This window comes from Streptomyces sp. NPDC048462 (assembly GCF_043200175.1).
In the GTDB taxonomy this organism is placed as follows: domain Bacteria; phylum Actinomycetota; class Actinomycetes; order Streptomycetales; family Streptomycetaceae; genus Streptomyces.
Window position 1 is genome coordinate 136491 of sequence record NZ_JBICXG010000016.1, and the last position, 20425, is coordinate 156915.

General features: G+C 72.6%; 17 protein-coding genes and 1 pseudogene. 10 read left to right on the forward strand and 8 right to left on the reverse strand.

Features of this window, described 5'->3' with window-relative positions; translation table 11 throughout:
- Window positions 1–202: 202 nt before the first annotated feature.
- The 3 genes from ACGFU6_RS25460 to ACGFU6_RS25470 form a co-directional block, all read right to left on the reverse strand.
- Window positions 203–685: a nuclear transport factor 2 family protein gene (locus ACGFU6_RS25460; RefSeq protein WP_393614130.1), complete on the reverse strand. Its 483-nt coding sequence runs from the start codon at window positions 683–685 to the stop codon at window positions 203–205.
- On the reverse strand, window positions 682–1479 hold the full coding sequence (folP, locus tag ACGFU6_RS25465) for a dihydropteroate synthase (RefSeq protein WP_393614226.1): 798 nt from the start codon (window positions 1477–1479) through the stop codon (window positions 682–684). The genes ACGFU6_RS25460 and folP overlap by 4 nt, the downstream gene beginning before the upstream one ends.
- A 93-nt stretch (window positions 1480–1572) precedes the next feature.
- A complete protein-coding gene (locus ACGFU6_RS25470) occupies window positions 1573–3414 on the reverse strand; it encodes a phosphatidylglycerol lysyltransferase domain-containing protein (RefSeq protein WP_393614132.1) in 1842 nt (613 codons plus the stop codon).
- 140 nt (window positions 3415–3554) lie between these two features.
- Between ACGFU6_RS25470 and ACGFU6_RS25475 the strand changes: the two genes are divergently transcribed.
- Window positions 3555–4676: an alpha/beta hydrolase gene (locus ACGFU6_RS25475; RefSeq protein ID WP_393614134.1), complete on the forward strand. Its 1122-nt coding sequence runs from the start codon at window positions 3555–3557 to the stop codon at window positions 4674–4676.
- Between the two features lie 110 nt (window positions 4677–4786).
- Here the strand turns inward: ACGFU6_RS25475 and ACGFU6_RS25480 are convergent.
- A pseudogene (locus tag ACGFU6_RS25480) lies at window positions 4787–5956 on the reverse strand (betaine/proline/choline family ABC transporter ATP-binding protein); the annotation flags it as partial.
- 132 nt (window positions 5957–6088) lie between these two features.
- On the opposite strand from ACGFU6_RS25480, the gene ACGFU6_RS25485 reads away from it, so the two are divergent.
- From ACGFU6_RS25485 to ACGFU6_RS25500, 4 genes are all read left to right on the forward strand, one after another.
- Entirely contained in the window at window positions 6089–6802 is a 714-nt protein-coding gene (locus tag ACGFU6_RS25485; protein WP_123527727.1) for an ABC transporter permease, read from the forward strand.
- A gap of 4 nt (window positions 6803–6806) precedes the next feature.
- Window positions 6807–7481, forward strand: a complete 675-nt coding sequence (locus ACGFU6_RS25490) for an ABC transporter permease (RefSeq protein ID WP_393614136.1) — start codon at window positions 6807–6809, stop codon at window positions 7479–7481.
- Between the two features lie 69 nt (window positions 7482–7550).
- Window positions 7551–8528 (forward strand): ABC transporter substrate-binding protein, encoded by a 978-nt coding sequence (locus ACGFU6_RS25495; RefSeq protein ID WP_393614138.1) that lies wholly within the window; start codon window positions 7551–7553, stop codon window positions 8526–8528.
- Window positions 8529–8629: 101 nt separating this feature from the next.
- Window positions 8630–9664 carry a hypothetical protein gene (locus tag ACGFU6_RS25500; protein ID WP_393614140.1) on the forward strand — a complete coding sequence of 345 codons (1035 nt, stop codon included), beginning with the start codon at window positions 8630–8632 and terminating at the stop codon, window positions 9662–9664.
- A 37-nt stretch (window positions 9665–9701) separates the two neighbouring features.
- Here ACGFU6_RS25500 and ACGFU6_RS25505 read toward each other — a convergent pair whose 3' ends face one another.
- Entirely contained in the window at window positions 9702–10844 is a 1143-nt protein-coding gene (locus tag ACGFU6_RS25505) for an NADH-quinone oxidoreductase subunit D (RefSeq protein WP_393614142.1), read from the reverse strand.
- A gap of 20 nt (window positions 10845–10864) precedes the next feature.
- Window positions 10865–11884 carry an SAM-dependent methyltransferase gene (locus tag ACGFU6_RS25510; protein WP_393614144.1) on the reverse strand — a complete coding sequence of 340 codons (1020 nt, stop codon included), beginning with the start codon at window positions 11882–11884 and terminating at the stop codon, window positions 10865–10867.
- A gap of 96 nt (window positions 11885–11980) precedes the next feature.
- On the opposite strand from ACGFU6_RS25510, the gene ACGFU6_RS25515 reads away from it, so the two are divergent.
- Together ACGFU6_RS25515 and ACGFU6_RS25520 are read left to right on the forward strand one after the other, a co-directional pair.
- Window positions 11981–13186 (forward strand): sensor histidine kinase, encoded by a 1206-nt coding sequence (locus tag ACGFU6_RS25515; protein WP_393614146.1) that lies wholly within the window; start codon window positions 11981–11983, stop codon window positions 13184–13186.
- A 100-nt stretch (window positions 13187–13286) separates the two neighbouring features.
- Window positions 13287–13964 (forward strand): response regulator, encoded by a 678-nt coding sequence (locus ACGFU6_RS25520; protein ID WP_393614148.1) that lies wholly within the window; start codon window positions 13287–13289, stop codon window positions 13962–13964.
- 19 nt (window positions 13965–13983) lie between these two features.
- Here ACGFU6_RS25520 and ACGFU6_RS25525 read toward each other — a convergent pair whose 3' ends face one another.
- Window positions 13984–15096 carry a DUF5937 family protein gene (locus ACGFU6_RS25525; protein WP_393614150.1) on the reverse strand — a complete coding sequence of 371 codons (1113 nt, stop codon included), beginning with the start codon at window positions 15094–15096 and terminating at the stop codon, window positions 13984–13986.
- An 80-nt stretch (window positions 15097–15176) separates the two neighbouring features.
- On the reverse strand, window positions 15177–16415 hold the full coding sequence (locus ACGFU6_RS25530) for a threonine aldolase family protein (protein WP_393614152.1): 1239 nt from the start codon (window positions 16413–16415) through the stop codon (window positions 15177–15179).
- Between the two features lie 193 nt (window positions 16416–16608).
- On the opposite strand from ACGFU6_RS25530, the gene ACGFU6_RS25535 reads away from it, so the two are divergent.
- The 3 genes from ACGFU6_RS25535 to ACGFU6_RS25545 are packed head-to-tail and all read left to right on the forward strand — an operon-like array spanning window position 16609 to window position 20425.
- On the forward strand, window positions 16609–17571 hold the full coding sequence (locus ACGFU6_RS25535) for a Rossmann-like and DUF2520 domain-containing protein (RefSeq protein ID WP_393614154.1): 963 nt from the start codon (window positions 16609–16611) through the stop codon (window positions 17569–17571).
- Window positions 17568–18593 (forward strand): pantoate--beta-alanine ligase, encoded by a 1026-nt coding sequence (gene panC, locus ACGFU6_RS25540; RefSeq protein ID WP_393614156.1) that lies wholly within the window; start codon window positions 17568–17570, stop codon window positions 18591–18593. Before ACGFU6_RS25535 ends, panC begins: the two co-directional genes overlap by 4 nt.
- Window positions 18590–20425, forward strand: coding sequence for an L-aspartate oxidase (locus ACGFU6_RS25545; protein WP_393614158.1), 1836 nt, complete (start codon window positions 18590–18592; stop codon window positions 20423–20425). The genes panC and ACGFU6_RS25545 overlap by 4 nt, the downstream gene beginning before the upstream one ends.

Here is a 20425-nt window from a genome sequence, read left to right on the forward strand (position 1 = left end):
TCCTGCTGTTGTTGGTCGTAGGGGCACGCGCCGCGTGCGGGCGGCGTCCTGCCCTCATGGGAATCTACCTGCGAGCACCGACAGCACTCGCCCGTGGGGGCCACGGCGCACCGCACAGGGCCGGGTAGCCGCAGATACCCCGAAGCGCCCGATTCCAATCCCGGGGAGTCGCGATTCGGTTCCCCACCGGGCTTGTACCCATTCAGGAGGGGGACTCCTCGTCCTCTTCCTCATCGGTTTCGGCCAGTACGGGCGAGCCGTGGTGGGACCAGAGCTTCCAGCCGTCGGGAGTGCGCCGGAACACATTGGTGGCGACCACGAGCTGGCCCACCAGCGGCCCCAGCGAGCTGCCCTCCTCGGCCGGACCGCCGCTGAGGATGTTCTCGGTGCAGGTGACCAGCGCGGTGTCGCCCGTCATGGAGACCCCGACGTCGGTCAGGAAGAACTGGATGTACTCGGTGTTGGCCATGATCAGCGCGTAGCTGCGCAGCACCTCGCCGCGGCCGGTGAGGACCGGCCAGCCGGGGTGGACACAGGAGACGGTGAGGTCCTCGCCGGGCAGCCAGAGCCCGGTGAGCTCGTCGAGGTCGCCGCGTTCCATCGCCTCGTAGAAGGCGGTGTTGGCCAGCTCGACCGCCTCGATGTCGGCGGCCGCGTCGGCGTGTTCGTCCTGCGACTCGTTCACGCGGCTCCCTCGACTGCGCGGGCGACGCGTACGGCGTCGGCGGTGGCGCGTACCTCGTGGACGCGGACGGCCCAGGCGCCGGCGTGGGCGGAGAGCGCGGAGATCGCGGCGGTGGCCGCGTCCCGTTCGCGGGCGGGCGGCGGGGCGGCGCCCGCTCCGGCCAGTACGTGGCCCAGGAACCGCTTCCGGGAGGCGGCGACCAGCAGCGGGCGGCCCAGTGCGTGCAGCGCGTCCAGCCGGGCGATGAGCGAGAGGTCGTGGCCGGCGTCCTTGGCGAAGCCGAGACCGGGGTCTATCACGATGCGCTCGGCGGCGACGCCGCCCGCCACCACGGCGTCCATCCGGGTCCGCAGCTCACCGACGACCTCCGCGACGACGTCCCCGTACACCGCGCGGCTGTTCATCGACTCGCTGAAGCCGCGCCAGTGCATGACGACGAAGGGCACTCCGGCGGCGGCGACGACCGGGACCATGTCCGGGTCCGCGAGCCCGCCGCTCACGTCGTTGACGAGGACGGCGCCCGCGTCGACCGCCTGCTCGGCGACCCGGGCCCGCATGGTGTCCACGGAGACGGTGACGCCTTCCGAGACGAGTCCGCGGACCACCGGGACCACCCGGCGCAGCTCCTCGGACTCGTCCACCCGGCTGGCGCCGGGACGGGTCGACTCACCGCCGACGTCGACCAGGTCGGCGCCCTCTCCCACCAGGTCGAGGCCGTGCTTGACGGCCGTCGTGGTGTCGAACCAGCGGCCCCCGTCGGAGAAGGAGTCGGGGGTCACATTGACGACTCCCATGACCGCACAGCGGTCCCACTCCGGCAGGCCCTGGACCGTGCCGCGTCCACGCAACGTACTCATACGACCAGCCTAGGCCCGTGACGGGCCCCCTCACGCCGCGTGGACGCCCTGCTCCGGTGGAGAGGGCCGGGCGTGTGCGCAGGGCCGCTGCGCGCGCGAGGGCAGCCGGCGGGCCAGCGCACGGGGCAGCGCGAAGCTGACGAAGCCCTCGGCCTGCATCGCGGCCAGCGAGATGCGGGGCAGGTCGCGGGCGGTGCGGTAGACCACGAACCGGGGCTCCCAGCGGGGCCGGAACTTGGCGTTGAACTTGTACAGCGACTCGATCTGGAACCAGCGCGACAGGAAGATCAGCAGGCCGCGCCAGATCCGCAGCACCGGCCCGGCGCCCAGCTTCTCGCCGCGGGCCAGCGCGGAGCGGAACATCGCGAAGTTCAGCGAGACGCGGGTGATGCCGAGCCGGGGAGCGGCCTGGAGCGATGCGACGATCAGCAGCTCGTTCATCCCCGGGTCGGCGGCGCGGTCGCGGCGCATGAGGTCCAGTGACATGCCGTCGGTGCCCCAGGGGACGAAGTGGAGGACGGCCTTCAGGTCGCCGTAGGGGGATTCGGCACTCTGTTCGTCGGCCTTGTGGGCGGTGGCGACGAAGCAGTCCCCGTCGGCGCCGTCACCGATCCGGCCGAGCGCCATGGAGAAGCCGCGTTCGTTGTCGGTGCCGCGCCAGTCGGCCGCGGCGTGGCGGATCCGGACCAGTTCGGCCTCACCGATATCGGCCACCCGCCGGACCCGGGTCACGTATCCACCACGTTCGATGCGCTTCACCATCTGGCGCACGTTGCGCATCGCGCGTCCGGCGAGGGAGAAATCCGCGACATCCACCACCGCCTCGTCGCCGAGTTCCAGGGCGTCGAGTCCGGTCTCGCGGGTCCAGACCTCGCCGCCGGTCTCGCCGCAGCCCATCACGGCCGGGGTCCAGGAGTGGGCCCTGGCCTCGTCCATGAACCGTTCGATGGCGCCCGGCCAGGCCTCCACGTCACCGATCGGGTCGCCGCTGGCCAGCATCACCCCGGACACCACGCGGTAGCAGACGGCGGCCTTGCCGCTGGGGGAGAACACCACGGCCTTGTCGCGGCGGAGCGCGAAGTGGCCGAGCGAGTCGCGGCGGCCGTGCCGCTCCAGCAATGTGCGCAGCCGGGCCTCGTCGTCCTCGGTGAGGCGGGCGGCGGGATGTTCGGGGCGGAACGCGAAGTAGATGGTGGTGACGGCGGTCAGCAGGCCGAGCGCGCCCAGCGAGTAGGCCACGGTCCAGGAGGTGACTCCGGCGTACTCGACCGGGCCCTCGAAGCCGAACAGGCCGTACAGCACGTGCTGGAGCCGGTCGGCGATGCTGGGGTTCCCGACCAGCCGGCCGGGGTGGACGCTGACGATGACCAGCCCGAGGCCGAGCGAACCCGCGCCGAGCAGGACGAAGTTGGCCAGGGCCCGCCAGCGGCTGCGCGGGTCGGGCAGCGCCGCGAATTCACTCCGGTGGCGTACCAGCAGGTAGCACAGCGTCAGGGAGACGACCGCGCCCAGCACCGAGTGCCGGTAGAGGAACTGGGACAGCGCACCGGCCGGCAGCAGTACGACGGCGGCCCGCCAGGCCCGTCGCTTGTGCCGCTTGAGGCCGTGGGCCAGGAGCAGCAGCAGGACGCCGGCGCTCAGTGAGAGCGCGGCGGCGAAGGGGCCGAGGGCGCCGGGGAGCACCTCGGCGAGGGTGTGCATCCGGCTGTGGCGGAAGCGTGGGAAGACCCCGGCGGCGACGTCGATCAGGCCGACTACGGTGCAGGCGGTGCCGACGAGCACCGGTACGGTTTCGGGCCGCGGTCCGCGCACGAACTTGCGTGCAGTATTCGGAACCGATCCCGATTTATCCCCATCTAGCGTGACAGACATCGCTTCCCGTGGTTCCGCGAGAGATTTTTGGAGTACGTCGGCCGGAGCCCGGCGGACGCTGTGCGACCTCTAGGACGAGCCTTCCGGGCGGAGGGTTCACCCGTATCCCGGAAATTTCCAGACAAGAAAGTCCAACCGCCATGGGTCTTACCGGCAAGGCAGTGCTGATCCTGGCGATCACACTGGCCGTCGTGCTGTTCGCCGTCACGATCTGGCTCTGGCCGAGGTTCGCCCGGCGCAGCGTCCCCATGGTGTTCGGCAGGGTCGGCCTGCTCCTGGCGACCCAGGTGGCGGTCTTCGCCTCGGTCGGCCTGATGGCCAACAACTCGTTCCTCTTCTACGGCTCCTGGGCGGACCTGTTCGGCCAGAAGCAGGACCTCGGCGTGGTCACCGACCACGCGGCCGGGACCCTGGCCGCGAAGAACATCGTCCGGGTGGGGACGCAGCGGCCCGACGGGCCGGGCGGTTCGCTGGCCACCAGGGGCGGCCGGATCGACAAGGTGGTGATCGCGGGGCCGCACTCCGGGATCGAGAGCTCGGCGTACGTGTACCTGCCGCCGGAGTACTTCCAGGCGGCGTACGCCCGGCGGAAGTTCCCCGCGGTGGTGGTGCTCACGGGCTACCCGGGCACGTCGGAGAACCTTCTCAAGGGGCTGCGCTACCCGCGTACGGCACTCGATCAGGTGAAGGCCGGACGGTCGCAGCCGATGATCCTGGTGATGCTGCGGCCCACGCTGGCACCGCCCCGGGACACCGAGTGCGTCGACATAAAGGGCGGGCCGCAGACCGAGACGTTCTTCGCGAAGGATCTGCCGCGCGCGGTGTCGGCCGCCTACCGGGTCGGCCACCGGGCCCGGAACTGGGGCATCATCGGCAACTCGACCGGCGGCTACTGCGCCCTGAAGATCGGGCTGCACCACCCGGACCGGTTCACGGCCAGCGCGGGGCTGTCCGCGTACTACAAGGCGGCCGAGGACCCGACGACCGGCGACCTCTTCCACGGCGACCAGCAGGCCCGCGAACACGCCGATCTGCTGTGGACCCTGGACCACCGGCCGATGCCCGACTCGTCGTTCCTGGTGACGACCTCCCGCCACGGCGAGGCGAACTACGCGGACACGCGCAAGTTCCTGGCCAAGGTGAAGTCGCCCGCGCAGGCCTCCTCGATCGTGCTCGGCAGCGGCGGGCACAACTTCAACACCTGGCGCCGGGAGATTCCCGCCGCCCTGGTGTGGCTGAGCAGCCGGCTCAGCGAGAACTGAACCGGCGCGGGCACATCACCTCAGGCGGTCTTGGTGCCCGCCCCGCCTGCCTCCGTCGCCCCGCCCGCCCCTGTGGCCCGGCCCGCCCCGATCGCCCCGGCCGTCCCGCCCGACACGCTCGCGACGCTCTCCACGGCCACCTCGGCGCGCGGCACCGCCCGGTCGTCCGCGTCGATCGACCGGCGCAGCGCCTCGTGCAGGCGGGCCGGGGTGAGCACGCCGAGGAACCGGCCCGCGCTGTCCTTGTCGATGACCGCGATCCAGCCGGCGTCGTGCTGGAGCATGGTGGCGAACGCCTGCTTGAGCGGGGCGCCGACGGGCAGCCAGGCCTCCATCCGGCGGGCGTGCTCGCGGACTGTGCCCCTGGTGGCGGTGAGCGCGTCACCGGCCGGGATCCAGCCGTGCAGATGGTCGTCACCGTCGAGCACGACGGCCCAGCGCGCGCCCTGGGCCCGCAGCCGCTCGGTCGCCGTGGCCAGCGGGTCGTCGAGGTGGACGACCGGCGGCTGGTCGAGGTCGCTCTCCTCGATGGGGGTGACCGAGAGCCGCTTCAGCCCTCGGTCGGCGCCGACGAAGTCCGCGACATAGCCAGTGGCGGGGGCGCCGAGCACGGTGGCCGGTGAGTCGAACTGCTCGATCGAGCCCTGCCCGTAGACGGCGATACGGTCCCCGAGGCGGACCGCCTCCTCGATGTCGTGCGTGACGAAGAGCACCGTTTTGCGGACCTGCGCCTGAAGCTTGAGGAATTCGTTCTGGAGCCGTTCCCGGACGACCGGGTCGACCGCGCCGAAAGGCTCATCCATCAGCAGTACGGGCGGGTCGGCCGCCAGCGCCCTTGCCACACCCACGCGTTGGCGCTGACCGCCGGACAGCTGTTCCGGATAGCGGTCACCATAAACGGAAGGATCGAGTCCGACCAGATCGAGGAGTTCCGCCGCACGTTCGCGGCCCTTTCCGCGTTTCCAGCCCAGGAGATGGGGCACGGTAGCGGTGTTTTCCAGGACCGTCCGGTGCGGGAACAGCCCGACCTGCTGGATCACGTAGCCGATGCGCCGGCGAAGCTGGACGGGGTCGATGGCCGATATGTCGTCCCCGTCGAGGAATATCCGGCCCTCGGTCGGTTCGATCAGCCGGTTCACCATCTTCATCGTGGTCGTCTTGCCGCACCCCGACGGTCCGACGAGCGTGACGAGTTCACCCTCGGCGACCTCGAAGGAAAGGTCGTCGACGGCGGTGGTGCCGCCCGCATACCGCTTGGTGACGTGCTCGAAACGGATCATGGTTCCCCATTGTGGCGCGTGTTTTGTGAAGGACGTGTTGCTGGAATACAACGGCTTCCGTGATTGTCAGTGGTCGAGGATAGGCTCGCCGGACATCAGTACGAGTGGGCGATCGGGAGGTGGGGGGACAAGATGGCCGCGCAGAACTGCCTGGTGACGAACGACTGGATCTGCGGGGAGTATCTCCGTTCCCGCAGCCAGGAGTTGACCGATGCCACGGTCCAGCACATCTGGATCACCGCGGTCTCGGTGGCGATCGGGGTCGCCGTCGCTTTCCCGCTGGCACTGCTCGCCCGCCGCAGCCGGCGCTTCGCCGGACCGGTGCTCGGGCTGACCACGGTGCTCTACACCGTGCCCTCGCTCGCGATGTTCTCGCTGCTGCTGCCCCTTTTCGGGCTCTCCGCGGCGCTGGTCGTCACCGGGCTGGTGCTGTATTCGCTGACCATCCTCGTGCGCAACATCCTGGCGGGTCTGGAAGCGGTCCCCGAGGAGGCGAAGGAGGCCGCGCTCGGCATGGGCTACGGCCCCGCCCGGCTGCTCTGGGAGGTGGAGCTGCCGCTCGCGATGCCCGCGCTGATGGCCGGAATACGGATTGCCACGGTCTCCACGATCGCGCTGACGACCATCGGCTCGATCGTCGGCCGGGGCGGCCTGGGCAACCTCATCGACGACGCCCTGCCGAGCTTCTTCAAGGCCCAGGTGCTGGCCGCCTCGGTGCTCTGCGTACTGCTCGCGGTCGTCGCGGACCTGCTGCTGCTCGGCGTGCAGCGGCTGCTGACCCCGTGGACGCGCATATCGGGAAACCACGACGCCGTGGACACGGCCGTCACGGCGAAGGCGGTCTGACCTCATGGGAGTTCTCGGCGAGGCCTGGACCTGGCTCACCACCGGCGCCAACTGGTCGGGGGAGAGCGGGGTGAGCCACCGGCTCGGTGAGCATCTGTACGTCAGCGGCGTGGCGCTCCTGCTGGCCTGCGCCATAGCGCTGCCCGTCGCGCTCTGCCTGGGGCACATCGGCAAGGGCGGCGCGCTGGCCGTCAACATCTCCAACGTGGGGCGGGCGGTCCCGGTCTTCGCGGTGCTGGCCCTCTTCATGGTCTCGCCGCTGCGCAACAGCGGATACGTGCCGACGGTCATCGCCCTGGTGCTGTTCGCCGTGCCGCCGCTGCTGACCAACGCCTACGTCGGGATGACCGGGGTGGACCGCTCGGTGACGGAGGCCGCGCGGGGCATGGGCATGTCGGGTGGCCAGCTCTTCCTCCGGGTCGAGCTTCCGCTGGCCTACCCGATGATCATGACCGGGCTGCGTTCGGCCGCGGTCCAGGTGGTGGCCACGGCGACGATCGCCGCGATGGTCGGCCAGGGCGGTCTCGGGCGGATCATCACCGCCGGTTTCAACACGTACAACACCCCGCAGGTGGTCGCGGGGGCCCTGCTGGTCGCCGTGCTCGCCCTGCTGGTGGAGACGGTGCTGGTCGCCCTCGACCGGCTGCTGTCACCGCTGCGCCGCCGCCGGACGGCGTGAGCCGCCCCCCTCTTTCGTCACCCTCATCGCATATCGCATATGGCCCTGTTGCCGTGGACGGAGAACAACATGAGCAAGACCTCGCGCATAGCCGGCGCGGCCATCGGCATCGCCCTGCTGGCGGGCTCGCTCGCCGCCTGCGGCGGTGACAGCCTGGAGAAGGACAAGAGCGGACCGGCCGACGGCGGCGGCTCCGGGAAGAAGGGCTCCCTCGTCGTCGGGGCCGCCGCCTTCACCGAGTCCAAGGTGCTCGCGGAGCTGTACGCGCAGATCCTGGCCGACGCCGGATACAGCACCTCGGTCACCACGGTGAAGAACCGCGAACTGTACGAACCCTCCCTGGAGAAGGGCGAGATCGACGTCGTACCGGAATACGCGGCGACGATCACCGAATTCCTCAACGCCAAGGTGAACGGGGCCAAGGCGGCCGAGGAGAAGCCGCTCGCGTCGGGCGACACGGCGGCCACCGTCAAGGCCCTGGAGAAGCTCGCCACTCCGCGCGGACTGAAGGTCCTGCCGCCCGGCAGGGCGGTCGACCAGAACGCCTTCGCGGTCACCAAGGAATTCGCCGCGAAGAACAAGCTGAAGACCCTTTCGGATCTCGGCGCCTCCAAGGTCGAGGTGAAGATCGCGGCGGGTGACGAGTGCGAGGTGCGGGCGTTCTGCGCACCCGGACTGAAGAAGACGTACGGCATCGACGTGACCGGCATCGACCCCAAGGGAGTGGGCACCCCGCAGTCCAAGCAGGCCGTCAAGGACGGCAAGGACCAGCTGGTCCTGTCCACCACCACGGACGCGGTGCTGGACAGCTACGGCCTGGTTTTCCTGGAGGACGACAAGAAGCTGCAGAACGCGGACAACGTTCTGCCGGTCGTCAATGCCAAGGACGCCGGCGGCGAAGACATCGCGGCGGCACTCGGCAAGCTCACCGACGCACTCACCACCGAGGACCTCGCGGAACTGAACCGCAAGGTCGACGCCGAGCGCGCCAAGCCCGAGGACGCGGCGAAGGAATACCTTCAGTCCAAAGGTCTGATCAAGAAGTAGCAAGGCCCGAGAGGGTGTTTCGGGGGCCGTCAGGTAACCGGCGGGGAACAGATTGCCGGGCGGCCCCCCAAGCAGGCCGTACGCACGGTAAATTTCAGGCCATGCCACGTGGACGCCATCGCCATTCGCCACCTCTGCACAGAATCCTTCCGCCTGCGGTCGTGGCCGGGGCCTCGGTTCTCTGTGCCGCGGGGGCCTGGCTGCTCGCCGAGCCCCTGGTCCTGCGCGCGCTGGTCGCCGCCGCGGCGGCCGCCGCCCTCACCGGCGCGTATCTGATGCGCAGCTGGGACCGGGAGGCGGGGCGTCGCGTCGCGGAGCTGACGCGCGCCCGCGCGGGCGACGAGTGGCGGGCCGAGGAACGCATCGCCGAGGTCGAGGCCGATCTGGACGAGTCGCGCGAACTGCGCGCCCGGCTGGAGACGAAGCTGCGCCGCAAGCGCGTCGAGCTCGCCGGGCTCCGTGGCGAGCACGCGGCGCTGCTGCGGCGGTACGCCAACGCCGAAACCGAGCGCGCCAGCGTGCTGGAGAGCCGTCGGCAGCTCGCTCTGGAGGCGGCCGCGCCGCCCCGCGAACTGCCCGCCGCGCGCAGCACCCCTACCCCGGCCGGATACCTGCGCGCCGCCCAGGCGCTGGAGGACCTCTCGCGCAACGGCGCGCTCCAGGAGGCGCGGCGCACCGCCGAGCAGGCCAGGAAGCGCGATCTCGCGGAGCGCGCCCGGGAGGCGCAGGAGCGGCAGGGCAGGCAAGCGGCGGCCGCGCACTCCGGCGCCCCGACGGGCGACGGGCAGCACCGCCGCCCCGCCGCCGCCCTGCCCGCGCCGCCCCGGCCGGCCGCCCGGCAGGCACTGCCCGCCCAGCGCGCCGTCCCGGCCGCCGGCGCGGTCGTCCCGTACGCCGCGGCCCGCCGCCACCTGGTGCCGCAGGGCAGCTTCGACTTCTTCGGTACGCAGAAGGCGCACGCCGCGATCGAGTCCGTGCAGAACGAGGATCTCGCCGACGTGGTGGGCGAGGAGGCCCTCGCCGCGCACCGCACCGGAGCGGCCGAGAACCGGGCCGTCGGCAAGGTCATCGACCTGACCGCGCACGACGAGACCGAGCAGCTGGACGTCGCGGAGCTGCGCAGCGCGATCTCCTAGGCGCTGGGAGCGGGGCTGTCCCGCCGTCGCGGCCGGGCTACTTGTCGATGTCCCCGACGACGAAGAACAGCGAGCCCAGGATCGCCACCATGTCCGCGACCAGGGTGCCCGGCAGCAGCTCGGTGAGCGCCTGGATGTTGTTGAACGACGCCGAGCGGAGCTTCAGCCGGTACGGGGTCTTCTCGCCCTTGGACACCAGGTAGTAGCCGTTGACGCCGAGCGGGTTCTCGGTCCAGGCGTAGGTGTGGCCCTCGGGCGCCTTGAGCACCTTGGGCAGCCGCTGGTTGATCGGGCCGGGCGCCAGGTCCGCCATCCGGTCCAGGCAGGCGTCCGCGAGGTCCAGGGCGTTGTGCGTCTGGTCCAGCAGGCATTCGAACCGGGCCAGGCAGTCGCCCTCGTCGCGCGTGACGACCTTCAGGGTGTCCTGGAGCTCCCGGTAGGCGAGGTAGGGCTCGTCGCGCCGCAGATCGAAGTCGACGCCCGAGGCGCGGGCGATCGGCCCGGACACCCCGTACGCGTGCACGGCCCCGGCCGACAGCACGCCCACCCCGCGGGTACGGCCCCGGAAGATCTCGTTGCCGAGCACCAGCTTGTCGTAGACGTCCATCCGGGACCGGACGGAGGCGACGGCGTCCCGGGCCCGGCCGAGCCAGCCCGCCGGGAGGTCCTCCTTGAGGCCGCCGACCCGGTTGAACATGTAGTGCATCCGGCCGCCGGAGACCTCCTCCATCACGGCCTGCAACTCCTCGCGCTCCCGGAACGCGTAGAACACCGGGGTGATCCCGCCGAGTTCCAGCGGGTAGGAGCCGAGGAACATCAGGTGGTTGAGGACCCGGTTCAGCTCGGCCAGCAGGGTGCGGGTCCAGACCGCGCGCTCCGGGACCTCCATGCCGAGCATCCGCTCGACGGCCATCACGACACCCAGCTCGTTGGAGAACGCCGACAGCCAGTCGTGGCGGTTGGCGAGCATCACGGTCTGCCGGTAGTCGCGGGCCTCGAAGAGCTTCTCCGCGCCCCGGTGCATATAGCCGATGACCGGTTCGGCGTGCTGGATGCGTTCGCCGTCCAGGACGATCCGCAGTCGGAGCACGCCGTGTGTCGAGGGGTGCTGCGGGCCGATGTTGAGCACCATGTCGGTGCTTTCCGCCGCGCCGCCGATGCCGACCGTGGTCTCCGTCATGGGGGACAGTATTGCCTGCCTCAGGCCCCTGCGGCGATGGAGGAGCTGGGGCCCGGGGGCAGCGCCCCCGGGGCCACCCGTTGCGTCAGCCAGCCGAAGTCGCCCAGGCCGCCCCGCGTGGTCAGCTCCGCCGCCTCACCCGCCCCGGCCAGCGCCCGTACGTATCCGGCCGCATCGCTCGACGCCAGGGACAGCGGCGGGCGCTCCCCGCTGATGCCCAGCCCGTGCAGCGCCTCGCGCTGGGTGCGGAGCTCCGCGGCCGGGCCGCCCGCCGCCGCGCAGGCGTCCAGCGCCACGTGCGAGGTGAGGTCGCAGCTGCCGTCCGGCACGGGCCGCACCTCGCGCCCCGCCCGGAAGCCGGTCAGCGTGCCGAAGGGCGGCCGGGCCTCCCGTACGTGTGTGTAGTCCACCGCCACCGCGAGCCCGGCGGACAGCGTGGCCACCGCACGCGCCCACGCCTCGTCGCGCGGGCGGCCGATCTCCGCCCGGCTGCCCGGCCCGGCCTGCGGCCACCAGCGCTCCAGCCACCGGGCGTCGGCCCCGCTCACCGGCTCGCCCAGCCGCTCCGCGCCGTCCGAGGTCCGCACCTGGACGTAGCGGCGCACGCCGTCCTGATCCGTCTCGGCGACCGGCGTCGGCACGTTGTCCAGCCACTCGTTGGCGAACAGCAGCCCGCGCACGCCCTGCGGCGGCTCCGCGCACCACTCCACGCGCGGGTCCAGACCGCCGGGGCGCGCGGCCAGCTCCACGGCGTACGCCCGTACCGCGAGAGCGCCGCCGCCCTGCGCCGGCAGCGCCGCGAGCACCCCCGTCAACAGCTCTCCGCGCCCCGCCCCCAGATCCACCAGGTCCACCGAACCGGTCCCGAGCCCGTCGGCCGTCCTGACCAACAGCCGGGCCACGGCCGTCGCGAACAGCGCGGAGGCGTGCACCGAGGTACGGAAATGACCCGCCGGCCCCTCGGGGCTCCGGTAGAACCCCTCGTTCCCGTACAAAGCGGCCTCGGCCGCCTCCTGCCAACCGCGCCAGTCATCCGTCACATATCCAAGTCTCCACCTTGGGGAGTACGGTCTGCGGACCCGGATCGGCCCTTTGGCTGACCCACACACCTGTCGGCTGTCCCTACGCTGGGTTACGTGCAGCGCCTCTACGATTTCATCCGCAGACACCCGATGGGCGTCGACAGCTTCTGGGCTGTCTTCCTCCTCGGGATCTCCGGCATGACCATTGTGGTGGGCGGTGCCGGGCGCGGAGGCGGTGAGCGCTTCGCCGTGGTGCCGGTCGTCATCGGTCTCAGCATCGTCGTCGCACTGCGCCGCAGGGCGCCCGAGAAGATGCTGCTGCTCGCGATCGCGATGGGCGTCGTCCAGCTGGTCTTCGGGGTCAGACCGACCACGGCGAACTTCGCCATGCTGGTGATCACGTTCACCGTGGCCACCGTCGGCGAGCGCTGGGCCTCCCGGCTCGCCCTGACCTGCAGCCTGTGCGCGGCGGGCCTCTCCCAGCTCCGCTGGCCCAACCAGGACCCGGGCAGCTGGGCGCAGAAGCTCTTCATAGTCGTCGTGATGACGGTGCCCTTCGTGCTGGCCTGGGTGCTGGGCGACTCGATGCGGACCAGGCGGGCCTATTTCGACCAGCTGGAGGAGCGTGCCGCCCGTCTTGAGCGGGAGCGCGAGGCGCAGTCCAAGGTCGCGGTGGCCGCCGAGCGGGCCCGTATCGCCCGTGAGCTCCACGACGTCGTGGCGCACAACGTCTCGGTGATGGTGGTGCAGGCCGACGGCGCCGCCTATGTGATGGACGCGGCACCCGACCAGGCCCGGCAGGCGCTGGAGACGATCTCCAGCACCGGCAGGCAGGCCCTGGCGGAGATGCGGCGGCTGCTCGGTGTGCTGCGCACCGGCGACGTGCCGGAGAGCGGTGAGTACGTCCCGCAGCCCGACGTCGAGCAGATCGAGGAGCTGGTCGACCAGGTCGTCCAGTCCGGTCTGGCCGTCGACTTCAAGATCGAGGGCACCCCGCGCCCGCTGCCCAGCGGCGTCGAGCTGACCGCGTACCGCATCGTGCAGGAGGCGCTGACCAACACCCGCAAGCACGGCGGCCCGAACGCCGGGGCCAGCGTGCGGCTGGTCTACTTCGACGACGGGCTCGGCCTGCTGGTGGAGGACGACGGCCGGGGGGCCGCGCACGAACTGTACGAGGACGGCGGCGCCGACGGCGCGGGACACGGGATGATCGGCATGCGCGAGCGGGTCGGCATGGTCGGCGGCACGCTGGACGCCGGACCGCGCCCCGGCGGCGGATTCCGGATCAGCGCGCTGCTGCCGCTCAAACCGGCCAGCTGACCCGCTCCACGGAGCTGCTGCCGCTCGGACCGGCTGGCTGACCCGCTCCACGGAACCCACGGACGACCGACCGCAGAACGAAACAGGAGACAGGGACCCCATGGCGATCCGCGTGATGCTCGTCGACGACCAGATGCTGCTGCGCACCGGCTTCCGGATGGTGCTGGCCGCGCAGCCGGACATGGAGGTCGTCGCGGAGGCCGGCGACGGCATCGAGGCGATCGAGAACCTGCGGGCCACCGCGGTCGACGTCGTACTGATGGACGTGCGGATGCCCCGGCTGGACGGCGTCGAGGCCACCCGCCGGATCTGCGCACAGCCGGACGCGCCCAAGGTCCTCATCCTGACCACGTTCGACCTCGACGAGTACGCGTTCTCCGGGCTGAAGGCCGGGGCCAGCGGCTTCATGCTCAAGGACGTGCCGCCGGCCGAACTGCTCGCCGCGATCCGTTCCGTGCACAGCGGCGACGCGGTCGTCGCCCCGTCCACCACCCGCCGGCTGCTCGACCGCTTCTCGCCGATGCTGCCGAGCGGGAAGGCGGAGCCGCGGCACAAGGACGTCGCCAAGCTCACCGAACGGGAGCGCGAGGTGATGCTGCTGGTGGCGCAGGGCCTGTCGAACGGCGAGATCGCCGCCCGGCTGGTGCTCTCCGAGGCCACCGTCAAGACGCACGTCGGCCGCATCCTGACCAAGCTGGGCCTGCGCGACCGGGTCCAGGTCGTCGTTCTCGCCTACGAGACCGGACTGGTGCGAGCGGGCGGCGGCGGAACGGGCTGAGCGGTGGGGTGCCTGCCGCTCAGCGCAGGATGCCCTCCAGGAAGTCGCTGCCGAGCCGCGCCACGACGGTCAGGTCCAGCTGGTGCAGGACGTACCGGCCGCGGCGCCGGGTCGTGAGCAGGCCGGCCTTCTTGAGCACCGTGAGGTGGCGGGAGACCTCGGGGGCTGTGATGCCGTTCGTGTCGGCCAGCTCGCCCGTCGTGTAAGGGGAGCGGGCGATGTTGCGGCACAGCCGCATCCGCATCGGGTGGGCCAGCGCCTCCATCCTCAGCTGGAGCAGCTCGACGGACGCGGGGGACGGCAGCTCGGGCCGGTGCACGGGGTAGTGGAGCACCGGCCGCCAGCCGGGGGCGTGCAGCACCATCAGATGCGGCCAGCCGAAGCTGGTCGGGATGAGCGTGAGTCCGGGGCCGACGGCGGGGTCGGTGGCGACGGTCGAGCCCTCGGTCAGCTTGTCGACGCTGATCCGCTGCCCGTCCTCGTCGACCGAGAGCGCGGGGGAGACGGCCGCCATCGCTTCGTGCAGCCCTTTGTGCCGCAGCAGATCGGTCTTGTGCCGGGCGTCGGCCACCAGCTGGACCCGCACCCGCTGCCAGGTGTCCGCGAAGAACGCCTGGTCGCAGTCCTCGAACAGGCGCCGGATCCATTGGCGTACGGAGGCGGGGTCGGCCAGCAGCCGCTGGGTGAACTCCAGCTGCTGCGGGCCGCGTGCCGCCGCCATGTCCAGGGCCCTGGCCCGCATACCGGCGTCGTGCAGGGGCGAGGCCGCGCCGGTCCCGTACAGGTTGGCGCAGGTGAACTCCAGGGCCGCCGAGACGAAGCGCTCGTCGTCCAGGCGGTCGAGGATGTCCAGGTCCTCCGCGAGGCCGGCCCCCGTCCTGCCGTTGCCGCCGCGGACCCCGGCGAACGGCATGAAGATGTCCGAGAAGGTGTTCCGCCACAGGAAGTCGGCCTCGTGCAGCCGGTCGGCCAGATCGGGTTCCAGGGCCGTGGTGGTGGCGGTCGCCCAGCCGTGCAGCCCCGGGTGGTGCCCCGGCTCGGAGAGGGCGTGCAGAGCCACCCCCAGCTCGACGAGGGGGGAGGTCTCGAAGACGATGCGTCCGGGGTCCAGCCCCGTGATGTCGATGCTCACGCTCACCCCTCCATGGTGCGGGGTGAGCGGGGCGGGCCGGGCCCCGATTGACGGCCGGCGTCAATCGGGACCCGTGCGCCTCACCGCTGCCGGGCGAGCCGCTCCTGCTCCTCCACCCGCTCCAGGAAGGCACCCAGGGCCGCCTGCACGTCCGCCGCCGTCCAGCTCAGCCCCGTATCGGTCACCGTGACCTCGGTGCAGGAGATCCCGGGCGGCCCGGCGACGGCCGGCGTCCACATGCGGAAGAGCGCCGTGCCCGTCTCCTCGGCCAGCCGCACGGAGGCCTGCGTCAGGACGTCGGGCGCGTACGGCAGCCACACCTGGAACTGGTGGGTGTGCGGCGGCTCCGGATGCACCCGGAACCAGCCGGCGCCGGCCTGCGCGAACTCCTCGGCCAGTGCCCCGGCCACCATCCGCGCCTGCGCCACGTACGACGGCAGCTTCGGCAGCTCCCGCTCCAGGCCGCTCAGGGCGGAGAGCACCGCCGGGAACTGCTGGAAGAGCTGGCCGCCGTACCGGTGCCGCCAGGCGCGGGCCTCCTCGATCAGCGAGGCGGGACCGGCGAGCGCGGCCCCCGATATCCCGCCGAGGGTCTTGTAGAACGACACGTACACGCTGTCCGCGAGCGCCGCGATCTCCGGCAGCTCCCGCCCGAAGTGCGTCGCGCACTCCCACAGCCGTGCCCCGTCGAAGTGGACCACCGCATCGCGCTCGCGGGCGGCCGCAACCACCGCCTCCAGCTCCTCCCAGGTGGGCAGGACGAAGCCCGCGTCGCGCAGCGGCAGCTCCAGCATCAGGGTGCCGAACGGCTCCTCGAAGTCACGGACCTCGTCCGCCGTGGGCAGCCGGGGCTCGGACGTCGGGTGGACGGTACGCAGCCCGCTCACCACCGACAGCGCGCCCCGCTCGTACATCTCGGGGTGGGCGAGCGGATGCAGCGCCACCGTCGGATTGCCGGTGCGCCCGGCCCAGGACCGCAGCGCGGCCTGCTGCGCCATCGTCCCGGTCGGGAAGAACGCGACCGCCTCCTTGCCGAGCACCTCGGCGATCCGCTGCTCCAGCTCGGCGACGACGCCGCCGCCGTAGATGTCCACGGGCTGCCCGAGGTCGGTGAGCCTGTCGGCTCCGGCGGTCAGCGCGGCCAGCTGCTCACCGATCGAGCGGTCCATCGGGGCCCGCCACAGCGTCCGCCCGGCCCGCTGCCACGCGGCGGTCCGGCGGCCGCGCGGGTAGTCGCCCGCGTCCCGTGCCCCGTCCGGCCCGGGTCCGGGCGCCTCGTCCGCCGCGTCGTCGCGGGCCTGCTCGTTCGTATCTGCCATGGGACGATCATCACGCAGAACCGGACGCCCCTCCACGGGATATCCGAGCGCCTCTCCGGGGCCCGGCCGGCACCATCGGGGTACGGGGTTTCCCACAGCCTGTGGACAGCCGGGAGCCGGACGAAACGCTGGCGTAGCATGCAGAGAAATCGTCCGGTACCCCCCGCGGACTGGAACGGAAGGCCACTGCCGAGTGAATGCAACAGCCCCCAAGGAGCCCCTCGACGCGAGGGACCGCCCCGCCCGCCTCACCGTCGGCGTCGTCGGAGCCGGCCGGGTCGGCCCCGCACTGGCCTCGGCCCTGCGGCTCGCGGGACACCGCCCGGTCGCCGTCTCGGGCGTCTCCGACGCCTCGGTGCGCCGCGCCGCCGCCCTGCTCCCCGACGTCCCCCTCGTAACGCCCGCCGAGGTCCTGGCGCGCGCCGAGCTCGTCCTGCTGACCGTCCCCGACGACGCCCTGCCCGGCCTCGTCGAGGGCCTGGCCGAGACCGGCGCGGTCCGGCCAGGACAGCTGATCGTGCACACCTCCGGGCGCTACGGCACCAAGGTGCTGGACCCCGCCCTGCGGGCCGGCGCCCTGCCGCTCGCCCTGCACCCGGCGATGACGTTCACCGGCACCTCCGTGGACGTCCAGCGGCTGGCCGGCTGCTCCTTCGGCGTCACCGCCCCCGAACAGCTCAGGCTCGCGGCCGAGGCGCTGGTCATCGAGATGGGCGGCGAGCCGGAGTGGATCGCCGAGGAGTCCCGCCCGCTCTACCACGCCGCTCTCGCCCTCGGCGCGAACCACCTGGTCACGCTCGTCGCCCAGTCGATGGAGCTGCTGCGCACGGCCGGGGTCGCCGCCCCCGACCGGATGCTCGGCCCGCTGCTCGGCGCCGCGCTCGACAACGCCCTGCGCTCCGGTGACGCCGCCCTGACCGGCCCGGTCGCCCGGGGCGACGCCGGCACGGTCGCCGCGCACATCGGTGAGCTGCGCGCCCACGCCCCGCAGGCGGTGGCCGGATACGTCGCGATGGCCCGCGCCACCGCCGACCGCGCCCTCGCCCACGGCATGCTCAAGCCGGCACTGGCCGAGGACCTCCTCGGCGTCCTGGCCGACGGCGACCGCACCGACGGGGGCCGCACCAGCGGCACCGGACCGGAGGAGCCCCGATGACCGACCCCGCCGCCACCCTCCTCGGCACCGCCGCCGAACTGGAGGCGTACGCCCCCGGAGCGCCGGGCGCGGCCCGGACCGAGCGTGCCGTCGTGATGACGATGGGCGCCCTGCACGAGGGCCACGCCTCGCTGATCCGCGCCGCCCGCGCGGTCGTCGGCCCGGCCGGCCAGGTCGTCGTCACCGTCTTCGTCAACCCGCTCCAGTTCGGGGAGGCGGCCGACCTCGACCGCTACCCCCGCACCCTCGACGCCGATCTCGCCCTCGCGGGCGCGGCCGGCGGCGACGCCGTCTTCGCCCCGTCCGCCGACGAGGTCTACCCGGGCGGGGAACCGCAGGTCCGGATCTCGGCCGGCCCGATGGGCGAGCGCCTCGAAGGGGCCTCGCGCCCCGGCCACTTCGACGGGATGCTCACCGTCGTCGCCAAGCTGCTCCACCTCACCCGCCCGGACCTCGCGTTCTTCGGGCAGAAGGACGCCCAGCAGCTGGCGCTGATCCGGCGCATGGTGCGCGATCTGAACTTCCCCGTGGAGATCGTGGGGGCCGAGACGGCCCGCGACGCCGACGGCCTCGCGCTCTCCAGCCGCAACCGCTTCCTCGACGCGCACGAGCGGCACACCGCCCTCGCCCTGTCCCGGGCCCTGTTCGCCGCCCGCGACCGGCTCGCCGCCCAGCAGGCGCTGCACGCCCGCGCGCTGGCCGGCGGCTCCAACGGGGACCGGGCCGCCGGGCTCAACCGGCTCGGCGAGGCCCGGCTGGCCGCCGACGCGCAGGCGGTCGCCCGCGCCAGGCCGGACGGCGGACCCGCCGCGGTGCGCGCCGCCGCCCGCGCGGTCCTGGACGACGCGGCGGCCGGACAGCCCCCGCTCGCGCTGGACTACGTGGCGCTGGTGGACCCGGCCGACTTCACCGAGATCCCCGACGACCACACGGCGGGCGACGCGGTACTCGCCGTCGCCGCCCGGGTGGGCACCACCCGCCTCATCGACAACATCCCGCTGACCTTCGGAGCCACCACGTGACCGGCATACGGCTGCCCGCCCCCGCCCCTGGCTGGTCCATCGACGCCGATGTCGTGGTGGTCGGCTCCGGCGTGGCCGGGCTCACCACCGCCCTGCGCTGCGCCGCCGCCGGCCTCGCCACCGTCGTCGTCACCAAGGCCCGGCTCGACGACGGCTCGACCCGCTGGGCCCAGGGCGGCATCGCGGCGGCCCTCGGCGAGGGGGACACCCCCGAGCAGCACCTGGACGACACCCTGGTCGCGGGCGCCGGCCTGTGCGACGAGGAAGCGGTACGCACCCTGGTGACCGAGGGCCCCGGCGCGGTACGGCGGCTGATCGGCACCGGCGCCCACTTCGACACCACGGCCGAGGGCGCCATCGCGCTGACCCGCGAGGGCGGCCACCACCGCCGCCGCATCGCCCACGCGGGCGGCGACGCGACCGGTGCGGAGATCTCCCGCACCCTGGTCGATGCGGTCCGCGAGGCCGCCCTGCACACCGTCGAGAACGCCCTCGTGCTCGACCTCCTCACCGATGCCGAAGGCCGCACGGCGGGCGTCACCCTGCACGTCATGGGCGAGGGCCAGCACGACGGCGTCGGCGCGGTCCACGCTCCCGCGGTGGTCCTCGCCACCGGCGGCATGGGCCAGGTCTTCTCCGCCACCACCAACCCCTCGGTCTCCACCGGCGACGGCGTGGCGCTCGCGCTGCGGGCCGGCGCGGAGGTCTCGGACCTCGAATTCGTCCAGTTCCACCCCACCGTGCTCTTCCTCGGCACCGGCGCCGAGGGCCAGCAGCCCCTGGTGTCGGAGGCGGTACGGGGCGAGGGCGCCCATCTCGTCGACGCCTCCGGCACGCGCTTCATGCTCGGGCAGCACGAGATGGCCGAGCTCGCCCCGCGCGACATCGTCGCCAAGGCGATCACCCGCCAGATGCAGCTGCACGGCACCGAGCACATGTACCTCGACGCCCGGCACTTCGGCGCCGAGATGTGGGAGCAGCGCTTCCCCACCATCCTGGCGGCCTGCCGGGCCAACGGCATCGACCCGGTCCAGGAGCCGATCCCGGTCGCCCCGGCCGCGCACTACGCCTCCGGCGGCATCCGCACCGACCTGAGCGGCCGTACGACGGTGCCCGGCCTGTACGCCTGCGGCGAGGTCGCCTGCACCGGGGTGCACGGCGCCAACCGACTGGCCTCCAACTCGCTCCTCGAAGGCCTCGTGTTCGCCGAGCGCATCGCGGCGGACATCGTCGGGGACGGCCTCCGCGCGGGCGACGGGGCCGTCGCCGCGCCCCCGGTGGTCTCGCAGCCGCTCGACCCGGAGACGGTCGCCGCTCACTCGGCCTCCTCGCCGCTGCTCGACCCGGAGGCGCGGGGCACGATCCAGCGCATCATGACCCGCGGAGCCGGAGTGCTGCGTTCCGCCGGCACCCTCGCCACCGCCGCCGACGAGCTGGAGGACCTGCACCGCAGCGCGGTCCTGAAGGCCGGCGCGGCCGAGCCGAAGCTCGCGGTGCCCGGCGTCGAGGCCTGGGAGGTCACCAACCTGCTCCTGGTCTCCCGCGTCCTGGTCGCCGCCGCCCGGCAGCGCGAGGAGACCCGGGGCTGCCACTGGCGCGAGGACCGGCCCGAGCGCGACGACGAGAACTGGCGCCGCCACCTCGTCGTCCGGCTCGCCCCCGGCCGGCAGCCGGCGCCGCGTGCGGGGACGGCCGCCCCGTCGCGCCCGCTGCCTCCCGCGGCGCTGGTCCTCCGTCGGACGGATACCGAGGCGTTCGGCCCCGTACGCGCGTCCGGGGCAGCAGACTGCGCAGCAGCAAGCCCCACCCACCCCACTCCCGAGGAGCCGTAA